19 protein-coding genes and 1 riboswitch are annotated in these 21,576 nt (G+C 68.6%); of the genes, 8 read left to right on the top strand and 11 right to left on the bottom strand.

The window, feature by feature from the left end:
* Positions 1-1,811 (bottom strand): SH3 domain-containing protein (locus tag SD455_RS08920; RefSeq protein WP_445507869.1); only part of this gene is annotated, 1,811 nt, incomplete at its 3' end.
* Between the two features lie 960 nt (positions 1,812-2,771).
* Between SD455_RS08920 and SD455_RS08915 the strand changes: the two genes are divergently transcribed.
* Together SD455_RS08915 and SD455_RS08910 are read left to right on the top strand one after the other, a co-directional pair.
* Positions 2,772-3,149, top strand: a complete 378-nt coding sequence (locus tag SD455_RS08915) for an RNA-binding S4 domain-containing protein (protein WP_070158606.1) — start codon at positions 2,772-2,774, stop codon at positions 3,147-3,149.
* 164 nt (positions 3,150-3,313) lie between these two features.
* Positions 3,314-3,694 carry a bifunctional 3-phenylpropionate/cinnamic acid dioxygenase ferredoxin subunit gene (locus SD455_RS08910; RefSeq protein WP_083277238.1) on the top strand — a complete coding sequence of 127 codons (381 nt, stop codon included), beginning with the start codon at positions 3,314-3,316 and terminating at the stop codon, positions 3,692-3,694.
* Between the two features lie 328 nt (positions 3,695-4,022).
* On the opposite strand, the gene SD455_RS08905 is transcribed toward SD455_RS08910, so the two are convergent.
* From SD455_RS08905 to SD455_RS08895, 3 genes are read right to left on the bottom strand one after another with little or no spacing between them, the layout of a single operon-like run.
* Positions 4,023-4,877, bottom strand: a complete 855-nt coding sequence (locus SD455_RS08905) for a hypothetical protein (protein ID WP_445507868.1) — start codon at positions 4,875-4,877, stop codon at positions 4,023-4,025.
* Positions 4,874-5,761 (bottom strand): ATP-binding cassette domain-containing protein, encoded by an 888-nt coding sequence (locus tag SD455_RS08900; protein WP_445507867.1) that lies wholly within the window; start codon positions 5,759-5,761, stop codon positions 4,874-4,876. The genes SD455_RS08905 and SD455_RS08900 overlap by 4 nt, the downstream gene beginning before the upstream one ends.
* Before the next feature lie 27 nt (positions 5,762-5,788).
* The gene (locus SD455_RS08895; protein ID WP_445507866.1) at positions 5,789-6,145 is read right to left on the bottom strand and encodes a GntR family transcriptional regulator; all 357 of its coding nucleotides are present in this window, start codon (positions 6,143-6,145) and stop codon (positions 5,789-5,791) included.
* Positions 6,146-6,351: 206 nt separating this feature from the next.
* Here SD455_RS08895 and SD455_RS08890 point away from each other — a divergent pair, with 206 nt between their 5' ends.
* Entirely contained in the window at positions 6,352-7,182 is an 831-nt protein-coding gene (locus SD455_RS08890; RefSeq protein ID WP_070158603.1) for an HAD-IIA family hydrolase, read from the top strand.
* Between the two features lie 116 nt (positions 7,183-7,298).
* Here SD455_RS08890 and SD455_RS08885 read toward each other — a convergent pair whose 3' ends face one another.
* Positions 7,299-9,923, bottom strand: a complete 2,625-nt coding sequence (locus tag SD455_RS08885) for an MMPL family transporter (protein ID WP_445507865.1) — start codon at positions 9,921-9,923, stop codon at positions 7,299-7,301.
* Between the two features lie 187 nt (positions 9,924-10,110).
* Complete coding sequence (locus SD455_RS08880; RefSeq protein WP_311025206.1) at positions 10,111-10,722, bottom strand: TetR/AcrR family transcriptional regulator; 612 nt, start codon at positions 10,720-10,722, stop codon at positions 10,111-10,113.
* A 38-nt stretch (positions 10,723-10,760) separates the two neighbouring features.
* Here SD455_RS08880 and SD455_RS08875 point away from each other — a divergent pair, with 38 nt between their 5' ends.
* Positions 10,761-11,006, top strand: coding sequence for a hypothetical protein (locus tag SD455_RS08875; protein ID WP_070158600.1), 246 nt, complete (start codon positions 10,761-10,763; stop codon positions 11,004-11,006).
* A gap of 9 nt (positions 11,007-11,015) precedes the next feature.
* Positions 11,016-12,626 (top strand): anthranilate synthase component I family protein, encoded by a 1,611-nt coding sequence (locus SD455_RS08870; protein ID WP_445507864.1) that lies wholly within the window; start codon positions 11,016-11,018, stop codon positions 12,624-12,626.
* A gap of 116 nt (positions 12,627-12,742) precedes the next feature.
* Here SD455_RS08870 and SD455_RS08865 read toward each other — a convergent pair whose 3' ends face one another.
* Both SD455_RS08865 and cls read right to left on the bottom strand, forming a co-directional pair.
* On the bottom strand, positions 12,743-13,588 hold the full coding sequence (locus SD455_RS08865; protein WP_445507863.1) for a hypothetical protein: 846 nt from the start codon (positions 13,586-13,588) through the stop codon (positions 12,743-12,745).
* Between the two features lie 132 nt (positions 13,589-13,720).
* Positions 13,721-15,214, bottom strand: a complete 1,494-nt coding sequence (gene cls / locus SD455_RS08860) for a cardiolipin synthase (RefSeq protein ID WP_070158823.1) — start codon at positions 15,212-15,214, stop codon at positions 13,721-13,723.
* A 115-nt stretch (positions 15,215-15,329) separates the two neighbouring features.
* On the opposite strand from cls, the gene SD455_RS08855 reads away from it, so the two are divergent.
* Complete coding sequence (locus SD455_RS08855) at positions 15,330-16,283, top strand: aminotransferase class IV (protein ID WP_070158827.1); 954 nt, start codon at positions 15,330-15,332, stop codon at positions 16,281-16,283.
* Here SD455_RS08855 and SD455_RS08850 read toward each other — a convergent pair.
* From SD455_RS08850 to SD455_RS08840, 3 genes are all read right to left on the bottom strand, one after another.
* Positions 16,264-17,619 (bottom strand): LLM class flavin-dependent oxidoreductase, encoded by a 1,356-nt coding sequence (locus SD455_RS08850; RefSeq protein WP_070158824.1) that lies wholly within the window; start codon positions 17,617-17,619, stop codon positions 16,264-16,266. The genes SD455_RS08855 and SD455_RS08850 overlap by 20 nt on opposite strands.
* A 2-nt stretch (positions 17,620-17,621) precedes the next feature.
* Positions 17,622-18,455, bottom strand: a complete 834-nt coding sequence (locus SD455_RS08845) for a 3-oxoacyl-ACP reductase (protein ID WP_445507862.1) — start codon at positions 18,453-18,455, stop codon at positions 17,622-17,624.
* A 91-nt stretch (positions 18,456-18,546) separates the two neighbouring features.
* A riboswitch (TPP riboswitch) is annotated at positions 18,547-18,642 on the bottom strand.
* 76 nt (positions 18,643-18,718) lie between these two features.
* Positions 18,719-19,921, bottom strand: coding sequence for a sensor histidine kinase (locus SD455_RS08840; protein WP_445507861.1), 1,203 nt, complete (start codon positions 19,919-19,921; stop codon positions 18,719-18,721).
* A 24-nt stretch (positions 19,922-19,945) separates the two neighbouring features.
* Here SD455_RS08840 and SD455_RS08835 point away from each other — a divergent pair, with 24 nt between their 5' ends.
* On the top strand, positions 19,946-20,614 hold the full coding sequence (locus SD455_RS08835) for a response regulator transcription factor (protein WP_070160214.1): 669 nt from the start codon (positions 19,946-19,948) through the stop codon (positions 20,612-20,614).
* Positions 20,615-20,725: 111 nt separating this feature from the next.
* Positions 20,726-21,322: a hypothetical protein gene (locus SD455_RS08830; protein ID WP_445507860.1), complete on the top strand. Its 597-nt coding sequence runs from the start codon at positions 20,726-20,728 to the stop codon at positions 21,320-21,322.
* Positions 21,323-21,576 lie beyond the last annotated feature (254 nt).

Genomic DNA, 21,576 nt, shown 5'->3' with positions numbered 1-21,576 from the left:
AACGCATCATCAGCCATCAGCTCATCGAAGAGCCGCTGCGCCTCGGTCTCCTCCAGCTGTGCGAGCTGCTCCACCAGATCACGAGTCCCCGGCCGATACTGATCCAAGCTGTGCGCCGACCCGGCCGCCTCGACCTCATCATCAACCTCGTCGTCGTCAGCCTCAGCCTCGTCGGCCTCGTCGGCCTCGTCGTCAGCGTCGGCCTCATCCTCGGCCTCAGGTTCCGGCTCCGGCTCCGGCTCCGGCTCCGGGGTCAGCTCATCCACACGCTGCTGGATCGCGTCATGGTCCAGCAGACCATCCTCATCCAGGAACGCATCATCAGCCATCAGCTCATCGAAGAGCCGCTGCGCCTCGGTCTCCTCCAGCTGTGCGAGCTGCTCCACCAGATCACGAGTCCCCGGCCGATACTGATCCAAGCTGTGCGCCGACCCGGCCGCTTCAGCCTCATCATCAACCTCGTCGTCGTCAGCCTCAGCCTCGTCAGCGTCGTCATCAGCGTCGTCGTCAGCGTCGGCCTCATCCTCGGCCTCCGGCTCCGGGGTCAGCTCATCCACACGCTGCTGGATCGCGTCATGGTCCAGCAGACCATCCTCATCCAGGAACGCATCATCAGCCATCAGCTCATCGAAGAGCCGCTGCGCCTCGGTCTCCTCCAGCTGTGCGAGCTGCTCCACCAGGCCTCGCGTGCCGGGAAGATAGTCATCCAGGGAACCCTGCGAGCCCTCCTCCTCAGCGTCCGGGGCCTCAGCCTCATCCTCGGCGGCCGGGTCGGCGGCCGGCTCGGAGTCGGGCTCGGCTTCAGGCTTCTCTGCCGGCTTGTCGGCGACGTTCGCCTGCTCCGGGGCGGGCTCCTCCGCCGGACCAGGGTCGGGTTCGCCCGCCGGCTCGGCCTCGGGCAGACGGGCCTGCAGCGCCGCGTGGTCCAGCACGCCGTCGTCGTCGAGGACATCAGGGTCGGCCAGGAGCTGCTGGAAGAGAGCCTCCGGGCTCAGTCCTTCCTGGGCGGCCAGCTGTTCCACCAGCCCGCGGGTCCCGGGCAGGTAGTCGTCCAGGCTGTGGGAGGACGTCTCGGCATCCCCACCAGACTCTGCCGCCTCCTCGGATGCGGGGGCCTCGGCAGGCGCCTCGGCGTCGGCGCCACCCACGCTCTGGGCGGAGCCGGCCCCGAAGAAGAGGTACTCGCCGTAGGCCCAGCCGGTCTGGCCCGCCACGGTGAGCTCGTACCAGCCGTCCTCGGGTCCGGAGAGGACCTGCATCGGGAAGCCGGGGTCCAGCACGCGGAGGACCTCGTGGCTCATGCCGGGCCCGCCACGCAGGTTCAGCCAAGTCGTGGCCTCGGCCGCGGCCGGCTTCAGGTACCTCGGCCCCACGTAGAGCGTCTCACCGTCGTGGTCGATCGCGGCCCAGCCCTGCTCCTCGCCGGTGACCTGCACGAGCTCATCGGGCTCGAGCACGAAGGCCACCTCGGCATCCATGGAGGGACCCGTGCGGGCGTTGAGGAAGGTCGTCGGCTGGTGGAGGCCCGGCTCTGGCGCCGAGGCGACCTCGCCGTCGCCGGTTGTCGGGGCGTTCGACGCCGGCACGGCAGCCGTCGTCACAGGGGCCGGGGTCGCAGCGTCGGCGGAGACGTCGACACCGTCGAGCAGCTCGGCCAGGCTCATGGTCGAGGCCAGCGAGCCATGACCAGGGGCCCCCGGCACGGTCGGCGGGGCGGGCGACGTCGCGGCATGGGCGACGCCTGTCTGCAGCGGCAGGGTCAGGCCGACGGCGAGCGAGCCGGCGACGGCCGTCGAGATCTTCTTCGGCACAGCGGATTCCTCACTAGACGTTCACAGGGAACGGTCCCCTCAAGACGATGCGCACACAGCGTGGTCAGCCGATCTCGGGTCTTGTCCGGTGATGGGAGCACCGGACCCGAGCGGGCCTCTCAGCGCCGTGCGGGGATGCTGGTCACAGTCGTCCGTCAGGCTGGCAGGCGACCTGGCCGTCAATGCGGGTTCGGTCCGTTCACGATGGGAAGCGTCCGGGACCGGTCCTGCGCCAGGTCGGCACCACTGTAACCTCAGCCGAACAGGCGAGAGCAAGGAGTTCTTGTGCAAGCTTCGACCTCAGGTTCAACCCTGGCGGCGCGCCTGTGAGGTTTCTTCCGGGGGTGAGCGAGGCCCCGAAACCGCAGTCCTCCGAGGTCAGCTCGGTGAGGCACGCCGCCGTTCCGAGCGGCCGGTCTGCGGAGTCGCGATCCGGCTCGACGCTGTTCCCGGCACCGGGAGGGATGCGCCGGGAGCGAGGATGGAGGGCAGTGCGGGAGTCGAATGCCACTACCGCAGGACAATCGTCGAAGTCGCCGCACTGCCCTCGGCTCCCTACTATTCCACTCCGGCCCTGCTCGACGGGAGCCTGACCGGGGACTGAAGCGACATCGTAATCAGAACGTGACACACCGTGGACGACCCTGACACGCCCCGCCGGCAGGTTCCCGACGGCGCCCCTGAGCCCACCCGCCCACCCAGCACAGGCCCCCGGACAGAAAATCCCAGGAGACTCCCAGGAAGTGTCCATTGACCTTTCAAGGTCGCTCCTTAGTGTGGAGGCACCTCTTCAAGGTGCGAGTGATTCAGCAGACCCCGTGTCAGGCAGCAGCGTCCCCCCTCTGCGCTTCTGACACGGGGTCTGCGTCTGTCTACTCCCGGGCGAACACACCAGGCCACGCACCACCTGCCCTGCCGCAGGGCCAGCTGCACCCCAGGGCCACCCCGTAGACTGGTCCTATGGCTGACAATGCCCCGACAGCACCGGTCCGTGTGGACGCCTGGCTGTGGTCGGTGCGGATCTTCAAGACGCGCTCGGCGGCCACCACCGCCTGCCGCGCCGGACACGTGAAGATCGACGGCGACCCGGTGAAGGCCTCCGTGAAGGTCACACCCGGCACGGTGGTGCGAGTGCGCCGCCCCGGACACGAGCTGGTCCTGGAGGTCGTGCACACCCCCGCCAAGCGCGTGGGTGCCCCCGTGGCCCAGAAGGCCTACCGAGACCACTCGGAGGAGCGGATCCGGCCCCGCGACGTCGGACTGCCCGTCCGCGAACGGGGCACCGGGCGTCCCACCAAACGTGAGCGCCGCCAGCTGGAGCGCCTGCGCGGCCACTGACGGCCCCTCCTCCTACGTCGGCTCGCTGCGCACCGGCCCGCATGGCGATCACCGATGCCCCACCCTGAGACAATGGCCCCGCACAACACCTCACACATCCCCGCACGACACCCCAGCCCGCCGGCTGCCCGCCGGCGCCCCCGATCCCGTGGAAAGGCCCCCTGATGCCCCAGTCCCCCGACGCCGACGTCGTCCGCACCCCTCTCGACCTGGGTCCTATGGACTCCCTGGAGGAGGGCGAGGTCATGCGTGTCGACGCCGAAGATTCAGGATATGAGGCAGACATCGCGGTGGTGCACGCCGAGGACGGAGGCTTCTATGCCCTGGACGACGAGTGCAGCCACGAGTCGGTATCACTCTCCGACGGATTCGTGGAGGACTGCACGCTGGAGTGTCCCATGCACGCCTCCGCATTCTGCCTGCGCACCGGTACCCCCGAGACCCCTCCGGCGATGACCCCGGTCCGGACCCACTTGGTGACCATCGAGGGCGGCCACATCATGCTTCACCCCGGCACTCCTCGCCCGGAAGCCGCAGAGGGCTGAGTCCCTGGTGTGCGGGAGATCACCGCACCCGACAGCATCCCAGCTTCACGCCCCTGACCTGGTGCGATGCACTGTGACGCAGCCTGTGCCAGCGAAGTTCACCCACCGGTCACCTACTCCCAGGAAACTCCCAGGGATTATCGGGGGAACCATCAAGGTGGCTTCCTAGAGTAGGAATCACCTCATCAAGGTGCGAGTGATTCGAGAACCCCGAGCTGACCGCTCATATGCGTCCCCCCTCACGCTGGTCAGCTCGGGGTTCTCTCTTGCTCGCAGGGCTTCAGCATCGCCGCGCTGCCCCACTCCACACGGCACACCGCCGTCGACCTCAGGGCGTGGCGCGACGGATCAGCCAATAGTCCACCAAGGCCAGCGCCACCACCGGCGTCACCAGCCATCCGGCGATGCGCCAGGGAGTCTGCTCGGTCATCCACTGCCACACGGTCGGCCAGGCGTCGGCCTGCCAGAGCAGCATCGCCGCGACGGCCAGCACCGCCACGAGACCGATGATGACCGTCCATGTCACGGTCACGGAGAACCGCTTATAGAGCATCGCCGCGCCGAAGCCGGCCAGCATCACGAGCATGCTCGCCGTGGTCGCCATCGCCCCCAGGGCGATGAACCCGTCCGTCAGCAGATACGGCAGCGCGAACACGTAGACATGGGCACCGAACCCGTCCGTGGCCTCCTCCAGGGCGGCCCCGCCGGCTGCGGCGACCCCATAGCCCAGGGAGACGGCGAGGAACGCCAGGAGCGCCCCGATCAGGTACACGCGGCGGCTGTAGCTCAGCGCCAGGGCGAACGGGAACGTATGAGTGCCCGAATAGGCCGCCATGAACACCAGGCACCACAGCACGGCCTGCGCGGCGCCGGTATAGATGGGCTCCTCGACCGGCACCCGGTCGTCCACAAGTGCGGAGATCCACAGTCCGATGCCCACGGCCAGGCCCCAGGAGGCCGCCAGCACGATGGCCGGCACCCAGATCAGCTGCGGCACCACGAACTGCAGCCGGAAGGCCGGGAGAATTCGGGCGTAGCTGGAGTGCCCGGACTTCTGATGCTCGCGCGCGTCAGCGTCGCGTCGACCGGCCTGCTGCGCCGTCGTCGTCGTCGGGGACATGCGGTGCTCCTTCGCTCCGTCCATGGTCTCTGGTTCGGTGGCCTGCTGCATCGTCGACCTCATCGGGCCCCCTCCTTCTGCTCACGGGCCGTCAGTCGGACCACCAGCTGCTGCAGGGACACCGGCACGATGTCGATGTCCAGCTCCTCCACCCGGCGACGCTCTCCGTCATCGAGCGCTCCCAGGACGGTGGCCCGGGCCATGCGGCCCATCGTCTCCTCGTGGAGGACCTCTCGTCCGGCGGCGATCTCCGCGACGGCGTCGGCGCGCCCCACCAGCGTCACGGCCCGGTCCCGAAGCTGCTCGACGGGCTCGTCGAGGATGATGCGGCCGCGGTCGATGAGCACCACGTTCTCGATGAGATGGGCGATCTCGTCGATCAGATGCGAGGACAGCACGATCGTGCGGGGATGCTGAGCGTAGTCCTCGAGCAGGCGGTCATAGAAGAGCTGGCGCGCCACGGCGTCGAGCCCCATGTAGGGCTCGTCGAAGAACGTGACCTCCGCCCTGCTGGCGATCCCGATGATGACCCCCACGGCGGAACGCTGCCCGCGGGACATCTTCTTGATCCGGGTCTTCTCCGGCACCCGAAATTCCTCGGCCAGTCGGTCGCAGAGCTCCTGGTCCCAGTTCGGGAACGCCATCGCGGCCGCCCGGAAGGCGTGGTGGGCCTTGGCGTCGTCGAAGTACTGCTGCTCCTCCCGGACGAAGCAGATGTTCGGCAGCACCTGCTCGTTCTCCTGCGGCCGGTGGCCGAGCACGCGGATCTCGCCCTCGCTGGGCCAGTCCTGCGCGGTGATGACGGACATCAGCGAGGTCTTGCCGGCCCCGTTGCGGCCCAGCAGCCCGTGGATCATGTCCTTCTCGAAGCTGACGGACACCTGATCCAGTGCCGTCGTGCTCCGATAGCGCCGCGTGACTCCGCGGACGTCGATGGCGGTGCCCATGGGGCGCCTCCTCTCCTGTGGTGACCGTCAGCGAGATCCGCGGCTGCGGATCATCTCCAGGACGGTCTCGGTGGTCAGCCCGATCGCCCGGGCCTCGATGAGCAGGGGTTCGAGGTAGTTCTCGGCGAACTGCTGCCGACGTTCCGCCCGGAGGACCTCGCGGGCCCCCTCGGCGACGAACATGCCCAGACCCCGTCGCTTGACGAGGATTCCGCGGTCCACCAGGAGGTTGATCCCCTTGGCGGCGGTGGCGGGGTTGATGCGGTGGAACGTCGCGAGCTCATTGGCCGACGGCGCCCGCTCCCCTTCGGAGAGCGTGCCGTCCAGCACAGACGCCTCGATCTGCTCGGCGATCTGCACGAAGAGTGCGCGACCTTCTTCCACTGCCTCACCTTCCTTCAGGAGCCCGCCCAGCATAGTCCAGTCCACTACCTCTGTGGTTCATTACTGCACTAATGAACCACAGAGGCTCGAGTCCCGTCAAGGGCACGAGGACCGGCGCGGGCGCGGGCGACAAGAGGGACGGGCTCGCAGACGGGTACGTGACCTGCGTCCTGGGCAGGGGCAGGCAGACTGCATAGGATGAGGCCATGAACGGTGACTCTGTGGAATGCTGGCTGACCGATATGGACGGCGTGCTCGTCCGTGAGCACGAGGCCCTTCCGGGGGCGGCTGAGCTGCTGGAGCAGTGGCGCCGCCAGGACCTCCCCTACCTTGTGCTGACCAACAACTCGATCTTCACTGCGCGGGACCTCAGCGCCCGGCTGCGGCATTCGGGGCTGGTCGTCCCGGAGGACCGGATCTGGACCTCCGCCCTGGCCACCGCGACCTTCCTGGCCAACCAGATCTCGCCGGAGTCGAACGCCCAGGGCAGCTGCTACGTGGTCGGCGAAGCCGGACTCACCACGGCCCTGCACGAGGCCGGCTTCATCATGACCGAGACCAGCCCGGACTACGTGGTGGTGGGCGAGACCCGCAACTACAGCTTCGAGGCGATCACCAAGGCCGTGCGGCTCATCAACGACGGCGCCCGGTTCATCGTCACCAACCCGGACGCCACCGGCCCCAGCTCCGAGGGAGTCCTCCCGGCCACGGGCGCGATCGCCTCACTGATCACCAAGGCCACCGGGCGCGACCCCTACGTGGTGGGCAAGCCCAACCCGATGATGTTCCGCTCCGCCCTGAACCACCTGGGTGCCCACTCCATGCAGACGGCCATGATCGGCGACCGCATGGACACCGACATCGTCGCCGGCATGGAGGCCGGCATGCACACGATCCTGGTGCTCTCCGGCCTCTCCAGCCGGGCCGACATCGCCGACTTCCCGTTCCGGCCGAACCGGATCATCGACGGCGTGTTCGAGCTGCTGGAGGAGCCGCTCACCGGGGACGACGACGTCGACCCTCGCGGCTCCGCCTGAGCCGCCCCCTCCCCCGAGATCGAGTGGCCGAGAATCCCGGCATCTGACCCCGCGACACGGCGTGTCACCGGGTAGATGAGGGGATTCTCGGCCACTCGATGCGTGGGGGCGGGACGTCAGCGCCCGGCGTCGGCGGTCTCCGGCACCCGCGAGGAGTCCTGCTCCGCAGCGTCGGCGGAACCGCCGGCGCCGCTCCACTCGTCCACCTCCAGGACCTGACGCTCCAGCGCAGAGCCCTCGACGTCGACATCGGGCAGGATCCGATCCAGCCACCTCGGCAGCCACCAGGCGGCGGGGCCGGCCAGGTGCAGCAGGGCCGGCACCAGCACCAGCCGGACCACGAAGGCGTCCAGCAGCACACCGAGCGCCAGGGCGAGGCCGATCGAGGTGACCATAGGCTCGTCGGTGAAGATGAACCCGGCGAACACCGAGCCCATGATGAGCGCGGCGGCGGTGACCACGGAGCGGCCGGCATGGAGCCCCTTGCGCACCGCCAGCCGGGCGGAGTCCCCGTGGGCGTAGGCCTCTCGCATCCCTGAGCCGGTGAACAGCTGATAGTCCATGGCCAGCCCGAACAGGATCCCGACCATGATGATCGGCAGGAAGGTCAGGATCGGCCCGGGCTCGGTGATGCCGAACAGGTCCCCCAGCCAACCCCATTGGAAGACGGCGACGACGCCGCCCAGCCCGGCCGCGAAGGACCCGACGAAGCCCAGCGTGGCCACCACCGGCAGCAGGATGGACCGGAAGACCATGATCATCAGCAGCAGGGAGAGTCCGACGACGACCACCAGGTACAGGGGCAGGGCGTCGGCGATGACCTCGGAGATGTCGATGTTCGCCGCCGTCATGCCGGCCACGGAGAGTTCGACGCCGTCGACGGCCTCACCGGTCAGGGCCTCGGGGCCACGCAGGTCGTGGACCAGCTGCTCCACGGACTCGGAGGCCGGCCCCTCGTCGGGGATGAGCTGGAGGACGGCGACGTCGTGGTCCTCGTTCAGCGCGGCGGGCACCACGGCGGCGACGTCGTCACGGGCGTCGAGCTCCTGGGCGACGCTGACCTGCAGGTCCTGGGCCTCCGATTCGCTGAGCCCCTCGGGGAGGTCCGCCACCAGCAGCAGCGGTCCGTTCTGCCCTGCGCCGAAGGCCTCCTCAGTGGCCTGGTAAGCCTGGTATGACGTGGAGTCCGCCGGGTCCGAGCTGGCGTCGGGCAGACCCAGGCGCAGCGAGAAGGTGGGGATGGCCAGCACGCAGAGCCCGATGATCGCCAGTGCGGCGAGCCCCAGGGCACGCGGAGTCTTCATCGGCTCGGTGATGCGACGGCCCTTCCGCAGGCCGATGTAGCGGCGTTCCCGGCGGGCGAGGATGCGGCGCCCGGCCAGCGACAGGGTCGCCGGGGTCATGGTCACGGCCATCAGGACGGCGATGAACACGCAGGCGGCGGCGATGGAGCCCATCAGCCCGAGGAATCCGATGCCGGTGACATTGAGCGCCAGCAGGGCGATGATCACCGTGGCCCCGGCGAAGACGACGGCGTTGCCCGCAGTGCCGTTGGCCAGCGCGATGGAGTCGCGCAGCTCCATGCCATCCTTCATCTGGGTGCGGTGACGGTGCAGGATGAACAGGGCGTAGTCGATGCCGACGGCGAGACCGAGCATGAGCCCGAGGATGGGGGTCACGCTCATCATGTCCACGAAGCCGGACAGGGACATGGCTCCGGCCACTCCGATCCCCACCCCGACCAGGGCGTTGAGCAGTGGCAGCCCGGCACCGATGAGGGTGCCGAGCATGACCAGCAGCACGGCGGCGGCGATCATCAGTCCGATCGCCTCGGCGGTGCTGAACAGGTGAGGCATCTCGAAGTTCAGCTCGCTGGAGGGCAGGATCTCGACACCGTCGATGTGCGATTCGGCGAGCGTGTCCGAGACCAGGGTGAGGCTGTCGGTGCCGACGGCCTGCAGCTCCTCCGGGAAGGTGACGGTCAGGATGGCGACGTCGTCGTCGGATGAGACGGTCTGCACCGCCTCAGTCAGCTCGAGCATCTGCTCGCCGCGCTCCAGCTCGGCCTCCCCGTCGGCGAGCTCGGCCTCTCCGGAGGCGATCTCCTCGCGGGCGTCGTCCAGCTCGGCGCGGGTGTCGTCGAGCTGGGTCTGCTGGGCGTCCAGCTGGGCCTGCTGGGCGTCGAGCTCCTCCTGGGCGGCCTCGTAGTAGCCGCCGGCCTGGGCCTCGGCGACGGCGGCGTCCAGCTGCTCCTGGGCATCGTCGAGCTGATCCTGACCGGCGTCGAGCTGCTCCTCTCCCGACTCCAGCTCCTCCGTGCCGGAGTCGAGCTCCTCACGACCGGCGTCGAGCTCCTCCCGGGCGTCCCGGAGCTCCGCCTCACCGTCGGCGCGCTCAGCGGCGGCCACGAAGGGATCGGTGACGCCGTCCACCGGCTCGAGCGCCTCGAGCTCCTCGCTGAGTGCGGCGACCTCCTCGATCTGCTCGTCGGTGAACGGCGCGCCGTCCTCGGTCTGGAGCACGGCGATCGCGCTGCCGCCGCCGACGTCGGGGATCTCCTCGGCGAGCCGGTCGGCCACCCTGGTGGTCTCGAGGTCGGGGAGGGTGATCTGGTCGGTCAGCTGGCCGCCGAAGGACAGGAAGGAGGTCACGGCGATCGCCAGCACCGCGAACCAGGCGGCGATGACCGTCTTGGCGCGTCGGGCGGCGAAGAGACCGAGCCGGTGGAGGAGTCTTGCCATGGGTGGGTTCCGTCTCCGTGGAGGGGTGGGCAGGAGGGGACGACGTGGGTGACACGCGTCAGCACCTCCAGAATAAACGGAACGAGTCGTCTCATAAATGCCCAGAGGGCACAGAGAGGCCATCCGTGAGGAGAATCACAGCATGAGGGCGCAGACGACGGCTCCCGCCGATCCGCCGGGGTGCGGCTCAGTGGGCCCAAGCCCCGTCGAGGACGATGTCGACCAGCGAATGGGCCCACGAGTCCTGCGGGCGGCCGCTGGTGATGAGGCGCAGCACCAGCGGGCTCGCCAGTGCCGCGGCCGCCGCACTGGGCTCCAGATCAGCCCGCAGGCGCCCCGCGTCGCGCTCGGCCCGCAGGCGGTCCGCCACCGGGGACTCCTCCCAGATCTGCGACGCGGCCAGGAGGCTGTCCGTCTCCGCCCCTCCGGTGACCAGGGCTGAGATGAGGCTGCGCGCCATCGAGCGGTGTCCCTCGGTGAAGGTCTCGTCCAGGGTCTCGCTCACCCAGGCCAGCAGGTCGGCGCGCAGATCTCCGGTCTCGGGGACCGGAGAGAAGTCCAGACGCAGGTGCCCGGTCAGCACGGCTTCCAGCACGACGCCGGCTTTGTTGGTCCACCACCGATAGATGGTCTGCTTGCCCACGCCGGCCTCGGCGGCGATGCGCTCCACGGTGACGTCGTCGTATTCGTACTCCCCGCAGGTCAGCAGCCGGGCCGTGGCGGTGAGCACCGCCTGGTGGGACGCGGCGCTGCGGGGCCGGCCGCGGCGAGTCTCGGCGGAAACGGGGTCCTCTGTCACGCCCGTCATCGTATCGGGTGGCCAGTAGACTGGTGACCATGCCCGCCGACCCCTCGCGCCGCCGTTCCGGCCAGCCGCCCGAGCGGACCGTCCAGACCAGCCGCCTGTCCTGGTTCACCGTGATCGCGGGCTTCTGCATCGCGGCCACCGGCGCCTATTTCCTGTGGATCGGACACAGCGCCACGTGGCTGTCCGTGGTGCAGATCGCCGTCGGCATCTGGATGCTCTACGACGGCGGCCACCACCTGCTGCGGCGTCGTCGGCTCCTCGGCAGGGACGACTGACACGCTCCCATGGTCCAGTCCCACCCCGCCGAGGTCGTCGTCCCGCCGGCGGTGCACCGGCACCGGCTTCCCGCTCCTCCGCCCGGACAGCAGCCGCCCGAGGATGCGGCGATCCTGCTCTTCGCCCTCCTCGCCGCCGCCCGGCCCGATGCGCCGGCGGCCCTGCTCGACTCCAGCGACCACGCCCGCACCGCCGCGCCGGCGCGCAGCCGACGCAGCATCCTCGCGTTCTCCTGCGGCGAGCACGCCCTGGAGGTGCGGCATCGCGACGGCGTCACCGTGGAGCACCGGCCCGGATCCGCCCTGGCGCCCTGGCGACGGCACGACGGCGGTTTCTTCCGGTGGCTGCGCCAGGCCTGGCCGCACACGGGCGCGGCGACACACCCCGAGGACCTCGCAGAGGACCACCCTGACGACCCCCCGGAGCCGTTCCAGCTCGGATGGGTCGGCTGGTTGGGCTACGAACTGCGCCGAGAGGTCGGCTCCCCGGACCTGCAGCAGCAGGCTCCCCGCGCGGCGCGGCCCGCCGCCGACGACGCCCACCTCTTCCGCGCCACGCATGCGGTGGTGCTGGATCACGCCGCGGGCCAGGTGGAGGTGCAGTCCCTGGGCGAGGACCCGGCCTGGCTGCGCGAAGCGGCGCTGGCCTGGGACGAGGTGTTGGCCGCCGGGCCCGACTCCCCCGCATCGCAGCCGACGGCGCCGGAGGCTGAGCCCCCACAGATCCAGGAGCTGCGCGTCCGGGACGGCCGCGAGGACTACCTGGCGATGATCGCGCGGGCGCAGCGGGAGATCTACGAGGGCAACACCTACGAGGTGTGTCTGACCACGGCGGTGACCGCACGTGCCCCTGCGGATCAGCTGGACGCACTCTCCCTGTTCTGGCGGCTGCGGGCCGCCAACCGGGCGCCGTTCACCCAGCTGCTGCGGCTCTGCGGTGCGGGCGGTGCGGGCGGTGCGGGCGCGGTGGATGTCCTGTCCACCTCTCCGGAGCGCTACCTGAGCATCGACGTCGCCGGCACGGTGCGCTCGGAGCCCATCAAGGGCACCCGAGCCCGCAGCGCGGATCCCCAAGCCGACGAGCGGCTGCGCCAGGAGCTGGCCGCGCATCCGAAGGACCGGGCGGAGAACGTCATGATCACCGACCTGGTGCGCAATGATCTCTCCATCCACGCGGTGCCGGGGACGCTGCGCACGGAGCGTCTCTGTGCCGTGGAGTCCTATCCGACCGTCCATCAGATGGTCTCCACCGTCAGCGCGCGCATCAGCCCGGAGGTGCCGCGTGCCGACGTCGTCGCCGCGGCCTTCCCACCCGGGTCCATGACCGGCGCCCCGAAGATCTCCACCATGGACATCCTGCAGCGCCTGGAGACCGGGCCGCGGGGCCCCTACTCCGGTGTGGCAGGCTACTTCAGCACCACCGGGGCCGCGGACCTCTCGGTGCTGATCCGCACGCTGGTCATCGCCCCGGGGCGCCCGGAGGAGGATGAGGCGCTCCTGCACCTGGGGCTGGGAGGCGCGATCGTCGCAGACTCCGACCCGGCCGACGAGTGGGACGAGGTCGTCACGAAGTCTGCCGGAGTGCTGGGCGCCCTCGGAGTCGAGTTCCCCTCGCGGTGAGGGGCACGCGCGCCGCTCCCGCCCCCCGCAGATTCCTGCGCCCCGTGAAGATGGCAGGGGCTCAGGAATCTGGACGGGGCGAGCCCAACCGGAGGCGAGCCCAACCGGCGGCGGGCTCAGCGGCCGAGCCGGGCGTCGATCTTGGCGGCCTGAGCCGTCAGGACGTCCTCGAAGGTGGCGGCGTCCACGTTGACCGCGCTGATCATCAGCAGGTTGCGGCCCATATCGCGGGTGGCGGAGTACCCGTCCATCTCGACGACGTCGGAGCCGTTCTCCACGCCCATCTCCATGGTGAGCCCGCGGAATCCTGCGGCGGCGAACGCGGAGAAGTCGATGGTGTCGGCCCCGTCCTCCAGACGACGGCCCTCGCAGGCGTCGAGCACGTCATCCCAGAGGGGCTCGGTGTCCACGGCCTCCGCGTAGCTGAGCATCCACAGGTAGAGGCGCTCCTCCCCGGTCTCCGTCGCGCGGGAGGCCTGCCGGATCAGTCCGTCCTGGGGGTCCTGGCCCACCAGGCGCTCGTTGATCCCGTCCATCTGCCGGGTGCACTCCTCATCGCCGAAGCCGGTGACGTAGGTGTCCCCGGTGACGCCGATGTGCTGGTGGAAGTACTCTGCCCCGGACTCCTCCACGTAGGTGTCGGACTCGAAGGGAAGCTCGTCCTCCTCCAGCAGCAGCTCACGGAACTCATCCTCGCTGAGGGCATCCAGCCGGGCCGCGGCCTCGTCGTCGACGTCGCTCTCGCTCATCCCCGCGGAGGCGTCCTCTGCCGTATCCTCACCGTCGTCGTGCTCGGCATCCTCGGCGGAGGAGACGGCGGCATAGGTGTCCCGTGCTTCGGAACCCTCCCCGTCCGAGCCGCAGCCGGTGAGCCCGAGCACGGCCGCCAGGAGAGCCGAGGGCATGGCGATGCGCCGTGCACCGGCCGCCGACGTCGTCGGTGGCGTGCGATCTCGGATCATCGCCCCTCCATTGGTGGCCTCACCTGGATGAATGTCTGGTGTGCGAGCGCCTTCCAGCTTAGAGCATCTGCTCAGCTGAGCACGGACAGCCTCTGAGGGTACCTCATGTGTCGAGGCGCCCGTGAGGACACGTCACTGCAGGGCCGCGGTGAGGCGGAAGACATTGTCCAAGTAGCGCACGTGCCAGGGCCGCTGCCTCCAGTCCTCGAGGTGCAGCTCGCTGGAGATCGCCATGTAGGAGGCGAAGACCTCCTCCACCTCACGGACCTTCTGCTCGTCGACCACCATGAGGGTCACCTCCAGGTTCAGCGAGAAGGACCGCATGTCCATGTTGGAGGAGCCGATGACCATCACGTCGTCGTCGATGATCATGAACTTGGCGTGCAGCACATCCGGGTCCGGGTAGCGGAAGATCCGCACCCCGGCGTTGAGCAGCGCCTCATAGTAGGACTGCTGGGCGTGCTGAACGGTGAACTGGTCGGCCCTCTTGGAGACCAGCAGAATGACCTCGACGTCGCGGTGGGCGGCGTTGGTGACCGCGTAGAGCAGGGAGTCGTCCGGCACCAGATACGGGGTGCAGATCACCAGCCGTTCGGTGGCCTGGTAGATGAGATCGTTGAACAGCCGCAGGTTGTTCTCGTCGGGGAACCCCGGGCCGGAGGGCACCACCTGGGCCAGAGAACCCCCGACGGCGGCCTCGTCGGCCTCTGGGTCCACCAGCAGGTGCTCACCGAGGTTCTCTCCGGTCTCGGCATACCAGTCGGAGGCGAAGACGATGTCCAGACCCGTCACGGCGGGGCCGGCCATCACCGCGTTGAGCTCCACCCACTCCCGACCCATCCGTGCCGCGGACGGGCGCTGGTAATGGGGCTCGATGAGGTTGGTGGAGCCGGTGAGGGCGTGCTTGCCGTCGACGACGACGATCTTGCGGTGGTTCCGCAGGTCCAGTCGGGAGAACCGGCGGCGCAGCGGGCGGATGGGCAGCACGCGGTGCCACTCGATGCTGGACCGCTTCAGTCGGCGCTTCAGCCGCCGATATCCCTTCACCCGCAGGGTGCCCAGATGGTCATAGAGGAAGCGGACCTGCACGCCGCGGGCGGAGGCGCGTTCGAGGGCGTCCAGGACGGGGCCGGCGTACTCGGGATCGTCACCGACGATGTAGAACAGCACGTGCACATAGTCCTCGGCCTCGTCGATGGCCTGGACCATCCAGTCGAAGGAGGCCTTGTAGTCCGAGATCAGCTCGATCCGGTTGCCCTCCTGCAGCGGGAAGGCGCCGAGCTTCCTGTTCAGGGCCGCCGTGGCGCCGAGCTGCTCGTCCTTGTCCCGCAGCTGGTCGGAGAGGTCCATATGACTGGTGGCCTCCAGCAGGGCCGCGTTGATGCTGCGCTGGCGCTCCTGTCGGCGCGCCGAGAGCTTGTTGCGGCCGATCATCAGGAACAGGGGCAGGGCCACGACGGGGATGAAGAAGATCGCCAGCAGCCACGCCATGGCGGTGTTGGGGCGCCTGTTGTCCGGGATGATGCCGAGCACGGCCAGGCGCACACCGACCTCGAAGATGAGGATGATGAGCACGATCCATTGCGGCAGCCCCTCGATCCCCAGGCCGCTCAGTGGCCACAGCATCGCTCGTCCCGCCCTGTCTGTTGCGTCCCTCCGCCCTGATCAGGGCGCCGTCCAGCTCACCATCCTACGGTGTCAGATGTTCTCCTCCACCCGCCAGACCCCTATGCTGAGGGGCATGGCTGAGCACTTCCACGAGGACTCCGTCGCCGCCGTCGCCGTGCGGATCGACGTCGAGCACCCTGAAGGTCTGGTCTTCGACCCGCACCAGCCCCAGCTGCGGGTCACGGACCTGGGCGCCGTGCGCGGCGACGGCGTCTTCGAGACCATGTATGCGGAGGCCGGGCGGATCCGCAAGCTCGAGGCGCATCTGGAGCGTCTGGGCCGGTCGGCCGACATCCTGGACATCGGCATCCCGCCGGCGGCCAGCTGGCGGGCCGCCGTCGAGCTGGGCCTCGAGGAGTACCGCACCCGCGGCGCCCTGCCCGAGGAGCTGACCATCAAGCTGGTGGCCACCCGTGGCGTGGAGGGCGAACCCGCCTCTGACGATCCCGCCTTCGCCGGCACCTACTGGGCGCTGCTGACCCCGGTGACCGACGCGATGCGCGCCACCCGCGGGAAGCCGGTGGCGGTGACGCTGCTGGACCGCGGCTACGACTCGACGGCGGCGGAGCGCGCACCCTGGCTGCTGCTGGGAGCCAAGTCCCTCAGCTACGCGGTGAACATGGCCTCCCTGCGCTGGGCGAAGGACCACGGCTTCGACGACGTCATCTACACCACCTCCGACGGCCAGGTCCTGGAAGGCCCGACCTCCACGGTGCTGATCGTCACCCGCGGCGCGGACGGAGCCCGCCGCCTCATCACCCCGGTGCTGGAGACCGGGATCCTCCCCGGCACCACCCAGGGCGCGATCTTCGCCGCCGCCGAGAAGGCCGGTTGGGATCTCGGCTATGGGCCGCTGACGCCGCAGGACCTGCTCGACGCCGACCACGTCTTCCTGGCCTCCTCCGTCCGGCTGGTCTCGCCGATCGCCCGGCTCGACGACGCCGAGCTGGCCGTCGACGACGAGCTGACCGCGGAGCTGATCGACCTGCTGGCCGAGGACCTGCCGGTCAGCCACCCGCTGGACTGAACGCCGCAGCCGGTACGGCTGCGCTCCGTTCGGGCACGGCCAGCCCCAGGTGGTCTCGCAGCGTAGTGCCGATGTAGTCGGTGCGGAACCGTCCGCGACGCTGAAGCTCCGGGACCACATGGTCCACGAAGTCCTCGAGGCTCCCCGGCAGGGCCGGCGGCATGAGGTTGAAGCCGTCGGCGGCGCCCGAGTCCACCCAGTGTTCGATCTCATCGGCGATCGACTCCGGCGTGCCCACCATGGTGCAGTGCCCTCCCCCGGCGGCCAGCCGGCCCAGCAGCTGCCGGACAGTGGGCCGCTCGGTGGCGATGATCCGCAGGATCGTCGCGTAGCGACCCTGCGGCCCGGTGAACTCCTCCAACGGGGGCAGCTCCGGCACGGGCGCGTCGAGCTCCCAGTCCGAGGTGTCCTGGCCGACGAACACGCTGAGCTGGCGCAGCGAGGCCTCGGTGGGCAGCAGCGCATCCAATGCGGCCTGCTGGGCGCGGGCCTCCGCCATGGTGGAGCCCACATAGGTGACCAGTCCGGGCATGATCGCCGTGCCCTGGGGGTCGCGGCCTGCGGCGGCGAGCCGGCGTCGGATGTCAGTGCTGTACTCACGCGCGGCCTCGGCGTCATAGGCGACCGCGTAGATCGCCTCCGCATGGCGGGAGGCCAGGTCTCGGCCCTGGTCCGAAGCCCCAGCCTGGAAGAGCACCGGCCGACCCTGCGGCGGGCGAGGCACGTTCAGCGGGCCGGCCACCTGAAAGTGCTCACCCTGATGATCGATGGGCGTGATGAGGCCGCCGTCGGCGTATCGCCCGTCTCGATCGTGGAGCAGGGACTCCTGCGGCCAGGAGTCCCAGAGCCGAGTGACGGCGTCGATGAACTCCTCAGCCCGTCCGTAGCGTTCGGCATGAGCGGGCATGGACGGATAGGAGTGGTTCTGCGCCTCGGCGTCGAACATGGAGGTCACCACGTTCCAGCCGATGCGCCCGCCGCTGATGTGGTCCAGGCTGGCCAGCAGCCGGGCGGCGTGGAACGGGGTCCAGAAGGTCGAAGACACGGTGCTGACCAGCCCGATCCGCTCGGTGTGCTGACTCATCGCCGACAGCAGCGTCAGCGGCTCCAGGAACCACGTGGGCCCGTCCTCGACGGCGCCGATGCCCAGCGAGTGGCCGTCGGCGAAGAACACGGCGTCCAGCTTTCCGCGCTCGGCGAGGCGTGCCAGCTCGATGTAGTGCTCGACGTCGCCGAGCCGCTCCACCGCAGAGTCCGGTGCGCGCCAGGCGGCCTTGTGGTGCCCGACGCCGAAGAGGAACAGGTTCAGCTTGACCTCCGGTGCGACCGCTCCCATGCTCAGCCCTTCACCAGCCCGCCGTCGACGATCAGATTCTGCCCCGTCACCCCGCGCGACCACGGGGAGGCGAAGAACAGGGCGGCGTCAGCCAGCTGCTCCGGGATGGTGACCTTGCGCAGCGGGGTGCCCGCGGCGATGGCGTCGAAGACCTCCTCCGGAGTGGCGGCGGAGGCGTCGGTGGTGCGCAGCAGCCCACCGGAGACCATGTTGACGGTGATGCCGTCCGGGCCGAGGTCGTCGGCGAAGGTGCGGGTCAGCGAGAGCAGCGCAGCCTTGGCCGCGGTGTAGTCGTGGTACGGCACCACCGGGTGCTGGAAGAGGTTGGTGCCGATGGTGATGACCCTGCCCTGGCCGACCTCGCGCATCCCGGCGAGGGCCGCCTGGATGAGGTTCAGCGGGCCGGTCACCGAACCGGCGAACTGCGCCTCGAACTCCTCGGCGGTGATCTCGTGGGCCTTGGAGCGGGCATCGCCGGTGAAGGCGAAGTCCACCAGGGCGTTGTTCACCACCGTGGTCACCGGTCGTCCGAAGTGCTCGGCGGAGATGCTGATCAGGCGGCGGACCTGCTCGGCGTCGCGGACGTCGGCCTGCACGGCCAGCGCGTGATCGGGGTGGGCGGCGGCGATCTCGTCGGCGGCGGCCTGCGAGGAGTGGTAGTTGACCACGACCCGGGCGCCCTCGCGCAGGAAGGCGGCGGTCAGGGCCGCGCCCAGGCCGCGGGCGCCGCCGGTGACGACGACGATCTGTTCGGCCAGCGGCAACGCGCCGTCGAGGGGGTCAGCGGTGGATTCGGTGGAAGGTGCGGTGCTGGTGGTTGCGGTGTCGGTGCTCATGCGTGCCTCTCGGATCGAGGCGAAGGCGGCCCGCGGGCGATGTGCGATGCGCCCCGGTGGTCCCATCAGGTGCGCCGCCGTGCGACGCGTGGCCGCACATGCCGGACAATCCCTTCGCCAGTGCTAACTGGATCAGGTTCGACGGGTGTCATCTCAGCCGCAGAGTGCGGCACCCCGTGTCACGGACACCATCTCAGCACATGGCGGGCGTCACAGCCAGTCCGTGAGGGACGGATGACCGCGGATCCCTGTCTGTGACGCCTTCATCCGACCGCTCCAGACGCAGGAATTCCGACCTGGCACTCGCGGCGCATCCCGTGAGCTTCCAGACACCACCGTCCGGCATCGTCAGGTCCGGCGCGGAACGTTCCTCCAAGTCTTCTCACTCGCCAATCCATGCTGCTCATGCCGACCCCGCGGCCGTTGCCCACTCCAGCGGATTCGCCGTCCGCCCCAGCACGGTTCGTCACCGTCAGATCCAGGGTCTCGCCGACCTCGAGCGTGATCCAACAATCGGGCTCGCCTGCATTAGAGGGAGCACCATGCCGCAGCACGTTGGTGACGGCCTCCTGGATCAGGCGACCGAGGTCGTGCTGGAGGACGAGCCCCACGTTCGCGGAATCCCCACGCACCAACAGTTGCGGATGATGCCCGCCCTCACGCAGTTCATTCAGGCGCAGCTCGAGGACCTCGTCCAACCCCATCTGGATACCGGCGTACTCATCTCCCGGAATCTCCTGCCGCATCGACACCACCTGATGCAGATCTGAGATCGCCGAGCCCGCAGCCTCCGAAATCGCCCGCAGGGCCGTCTCGTGGCCCTGACAATTCTCGGCCAGTCCGGCCGCTTCGCTGCGCATCCGGATCATCGTCAGCTCATGACCCAACGAGTCGTGGAGTTCATGGGCGAGCGCGCGTCTCTCGGCCTCCCTGGCCGCCTCGAGGGCCGCCTCAACAGCAACAGCACGTTCCTCAGCATCCTGCTGCCGCTCATAGGTCCGCCGGAGCAGACCCCCGACCACATAGGCGCACCCGATGCACAGTGCCCACCACACCCACATTCCAAGGTCCGATCCACTTGACGCTCGGTCCCAGACGGACAGCGTCACCCAGGACAGGGCCAGCACCAGATAGGCGCGCCGGCACCATGGCCGGGCTGAGACAGCCATAATCCCTGCGAATGAGACCGCCAGGAGCGCCCCCTCCAAGGGAGCCCCCATAAGTCCGCTCATGGCCGCGCCTCCGAGTGCGACGACGGCACCGGCCTGCGGCGCGATCCACAGCGCGCAGAAACTCAATGCCCAGGCAATGTAGGCGATCAACGTACCCTGTGCCACTGGGGACTCCAGCACGAGGATCTGCAGCACCAGGGAGATGATCAGAGCCGACCCCACGGGAATCGTTACGGACAGCAGTGCGGACCGTGGGAGCTTCTGCACCATGCTGGGAACTGGGGTTCGCACCATGTGGTCAGGCTATAGGATCGTTCCATGATTCAAGTGCTGGTGGTGGACGATCATCCCGCCATGCGCGACGCACTCAGCATCTACGTGCGATCTGCCTCCGACATGGAGCTGGTCGGCGGCCACGCCACTGGTCAGGCTGCTCTCCACCGCGTCCGGGACGACGCGCCCGACGTCGTCCTACTCGACCTCCACCTCCCGGACCACGACGGCGTCGAGATCACTCGGATCATCGTCGACACCTACCCACGCACGCGGGTGCTGGCACTGTCAGCGCTCACATCCCCAACGACTGTCGCTCATGCGATTCTCGCGGGCGCCACCGGGTACCTCAGCAAGGGCGCGACAGCACGGGAGATAGTGGCTGGCATACGCCGTGTCCACGCAGACAGGCCCATCCTGGACTCCGCTATTGCCCCCCATCTGCTGGTCAGCCCGACAGCCTCCCCTGATGCTCTTCACCGAGCAGCAACGCGGATCCTCAGCCTGGTCCCAGAGGTCCCACCCCGGGAGTTGGAGACCTTGCAGCACCTCTCCACAGGTCTCAGCAATCATGAGATCGCGCAGGCCATGACGATTAGCGAAGCCGCAGTCAAAGGACATCTGAGCCGGCTGAATCGCAGACTTGACGCTCGAGACCGCGTGCAGCTGCTCATCCGTGCTACTCAGCTGGGTCTCGTCAGACCTCGGATGTAGCCAATGGTCACCAGTATCCGCTCTTCCGCCGGGCGACGGTCACAACTTCGTCGATCCTAGAGTCCAGCCCCTCACCTGGGGCTCTCAACTCATCCGGCCAAGAAGGGACGCATGAAGACTCTCGTATCGCTCGCTTCGATAGGCGCGCTGAGCGCAGGCATGTTCACACCTACGCAGGTGGACAACACGCCCCACACGCCGCCGCCATCGGACTTCCCAGAGTCAGACAAATCTGTGGCACTGGATGTATGGAACTCACCGACTGGACAGGCCAGGGTCTCACACAATCCGAATACCGAAAACTCCTCTGTCGAACCTTCCACCCCACAATCTTCGGGGATACAGGATGAGACCGAACTGGACGAACTCTCCGCAAACGACAGCCTCACTTTCACTGTCGTCGATACGGACGAATCTGAAGAGATTGGGTCCACGGTAGACACTGAGTTGCATCTCGCGTTGAACGACGGCCTTGGGTCCACTTTCAAGGTGACCAGTCACCCCGCAGGAATGGAATTCAACTCTGTCGTCAGCGGCTCCGACGAACCTACGGCACCGGCTTTGGACCTCGACATCACATCGGAGGCAGAGCTGATCGAGAACCCTGAAGGGTACCTTCTGGAAGCCGACGAAGGAACTGTCGCGGCGTTCACCAACATCACAGCAAGTGACGCCACGGGTGAAGAAGTCGAGGCCTGGTACACCTGAGAGGACGGGATCCTCTACCAGGAATTCAACCATGATCAGGTCAGCGATTACCCCGTCTCAGTCTCCTCAGGATGGAGCTACTCCTACACGTTCTCATACGGCAAGACGAAGTACCAGGCGTCCAGCCTGGTCCGCGGTTGCTTCAATTGCTATTTTCCTATTTCCGGCGCCCCTAGGAACTATCCCAGCAATGGTCAGCTCCTGCCGCTCCGCGTAGCCGTCATCGGAAACTTCGAATGCAGAATGGGAGTGAC

This window comes from Nesterenkonia sp. K-15-9-6, from assembly GCF_052656005.1.
The sequence above is the reverse complement of the archived record's forward strand: the minus strand, read 5'-3'. Positions and strand labels throughout refer to the sequence as shown.

Bases quoted from the DNA above. Each gene is read 5' to 3' on its own strand.
- SD455_RS08915 (WP_070158606.1), top strand. From the start codon at position 2,772: ATGGCTGACAATGCCCCGACAGCACCGGTCCGTGTGGACGCCTGGCTG.
- SD455_RS08910 (WP_083277238.1), top strand. From the start codon at position 3,314: ATGCCCCAGTCCCCCGACGCCGACGTCGTCCGCACCCCTCTCGACCTG.
- SD455_RS08905 (WP_445507868.1), bottom strand. From the start codon at position 4,877: ATGAGGTCGACGATGCAGCAGGCCACCGAACCAGAGACCATGGACGGA.
- SD455_RS08900 (WP_445507867.1), bottom strand. From the start codon at position 5,761: ATGGGCACCGCCATCGACGTCCGCGGAGTCACGCGGCGCTATCGGAGC.
- SD455_RS08890 (WP_070158603.1), top strand. From the start codon at position 6,352: ATGAACGGTGACTCTGTGGAATGCTGGCTGACCGATATGGACGGCGTG.
- SD455_RS08885 (WP_445507865.1), bottom strand. From the start codon at position 9,923: ATGGCAAGACTCCTCCACCGGCTCGGTCTCTTCGCCGCCCGACGCGCC.
- SD455_RS08875 (WP_070158600.1), top strand. From the start codon at position 10,761: ATGCCCGCCGACCCCTCGCGCCGCCGTTCCGGCCAGCCGCCCGAGCGG.
- SD455_RS08870 (WP_445507864.1), top strand. From the start codon at position 11,016: ATGGTCCAGTCCCACCCCGCCGAGGTCGTCGTCCCGCCGGCGGTGCAC.
- SD455_RS08865 (WP_445507863.1), bottom strand. From the start codon at position 13,588: ATGATCCGAGATCGCACGCCACCGACGACGTCGGCGGCCGGTGCACGG.
- cls (WP_070158823.1), bottom strand. From the start codon at position 15,214: ATGCTGTGGCCACTGAGCGGCCTGGGGATCGAGGGGCTGCCGCAATGG.
- SD455_RS08855 (WP_070158827.1), top strand. From the start codon at position 15,330: ATGGCTGAGCACTTCCACGAGGACTCCGTCGCCGCCGTCGCCGTGCGG.
- SD455_RS08850 (WP_070158824.1), bottom strand. From the start codon at position 17,619: ATGGGAGCGGTCGCACCGGAGGTCAAGCTGAACCTGTTCCTCTTCGGC.
- SD455_RS08845 (WP_445507862.1), bottom strand. From the start codon at position 18,455: ATGAGCACCGACACCGCAACCACCAGCACCGCACCTTCCACCGAATCC.
- SD455_RS08840 (WP_445507861.1), bottom strand. From the start codon at position 19,921: ATGGTGCGAACCCCAGTTCCCAGCATGGTGCAGAAGCTCCCACGGTCC.
- SD455_RS08835 (WP_070160214.1), top strand. From the start codon at position 19,946: ATGATTCAAGTGCTGGTGGTGGACGATCATCCCGCCATGCGCGACGCA.
- SD455_RS08830 (WP_445507860.1), top strand. From the start codon at position 20,726: ATGAAGACTCTCGTATCGCTCGCTTCGATAGGCGCGCTGAGCGCAGGC.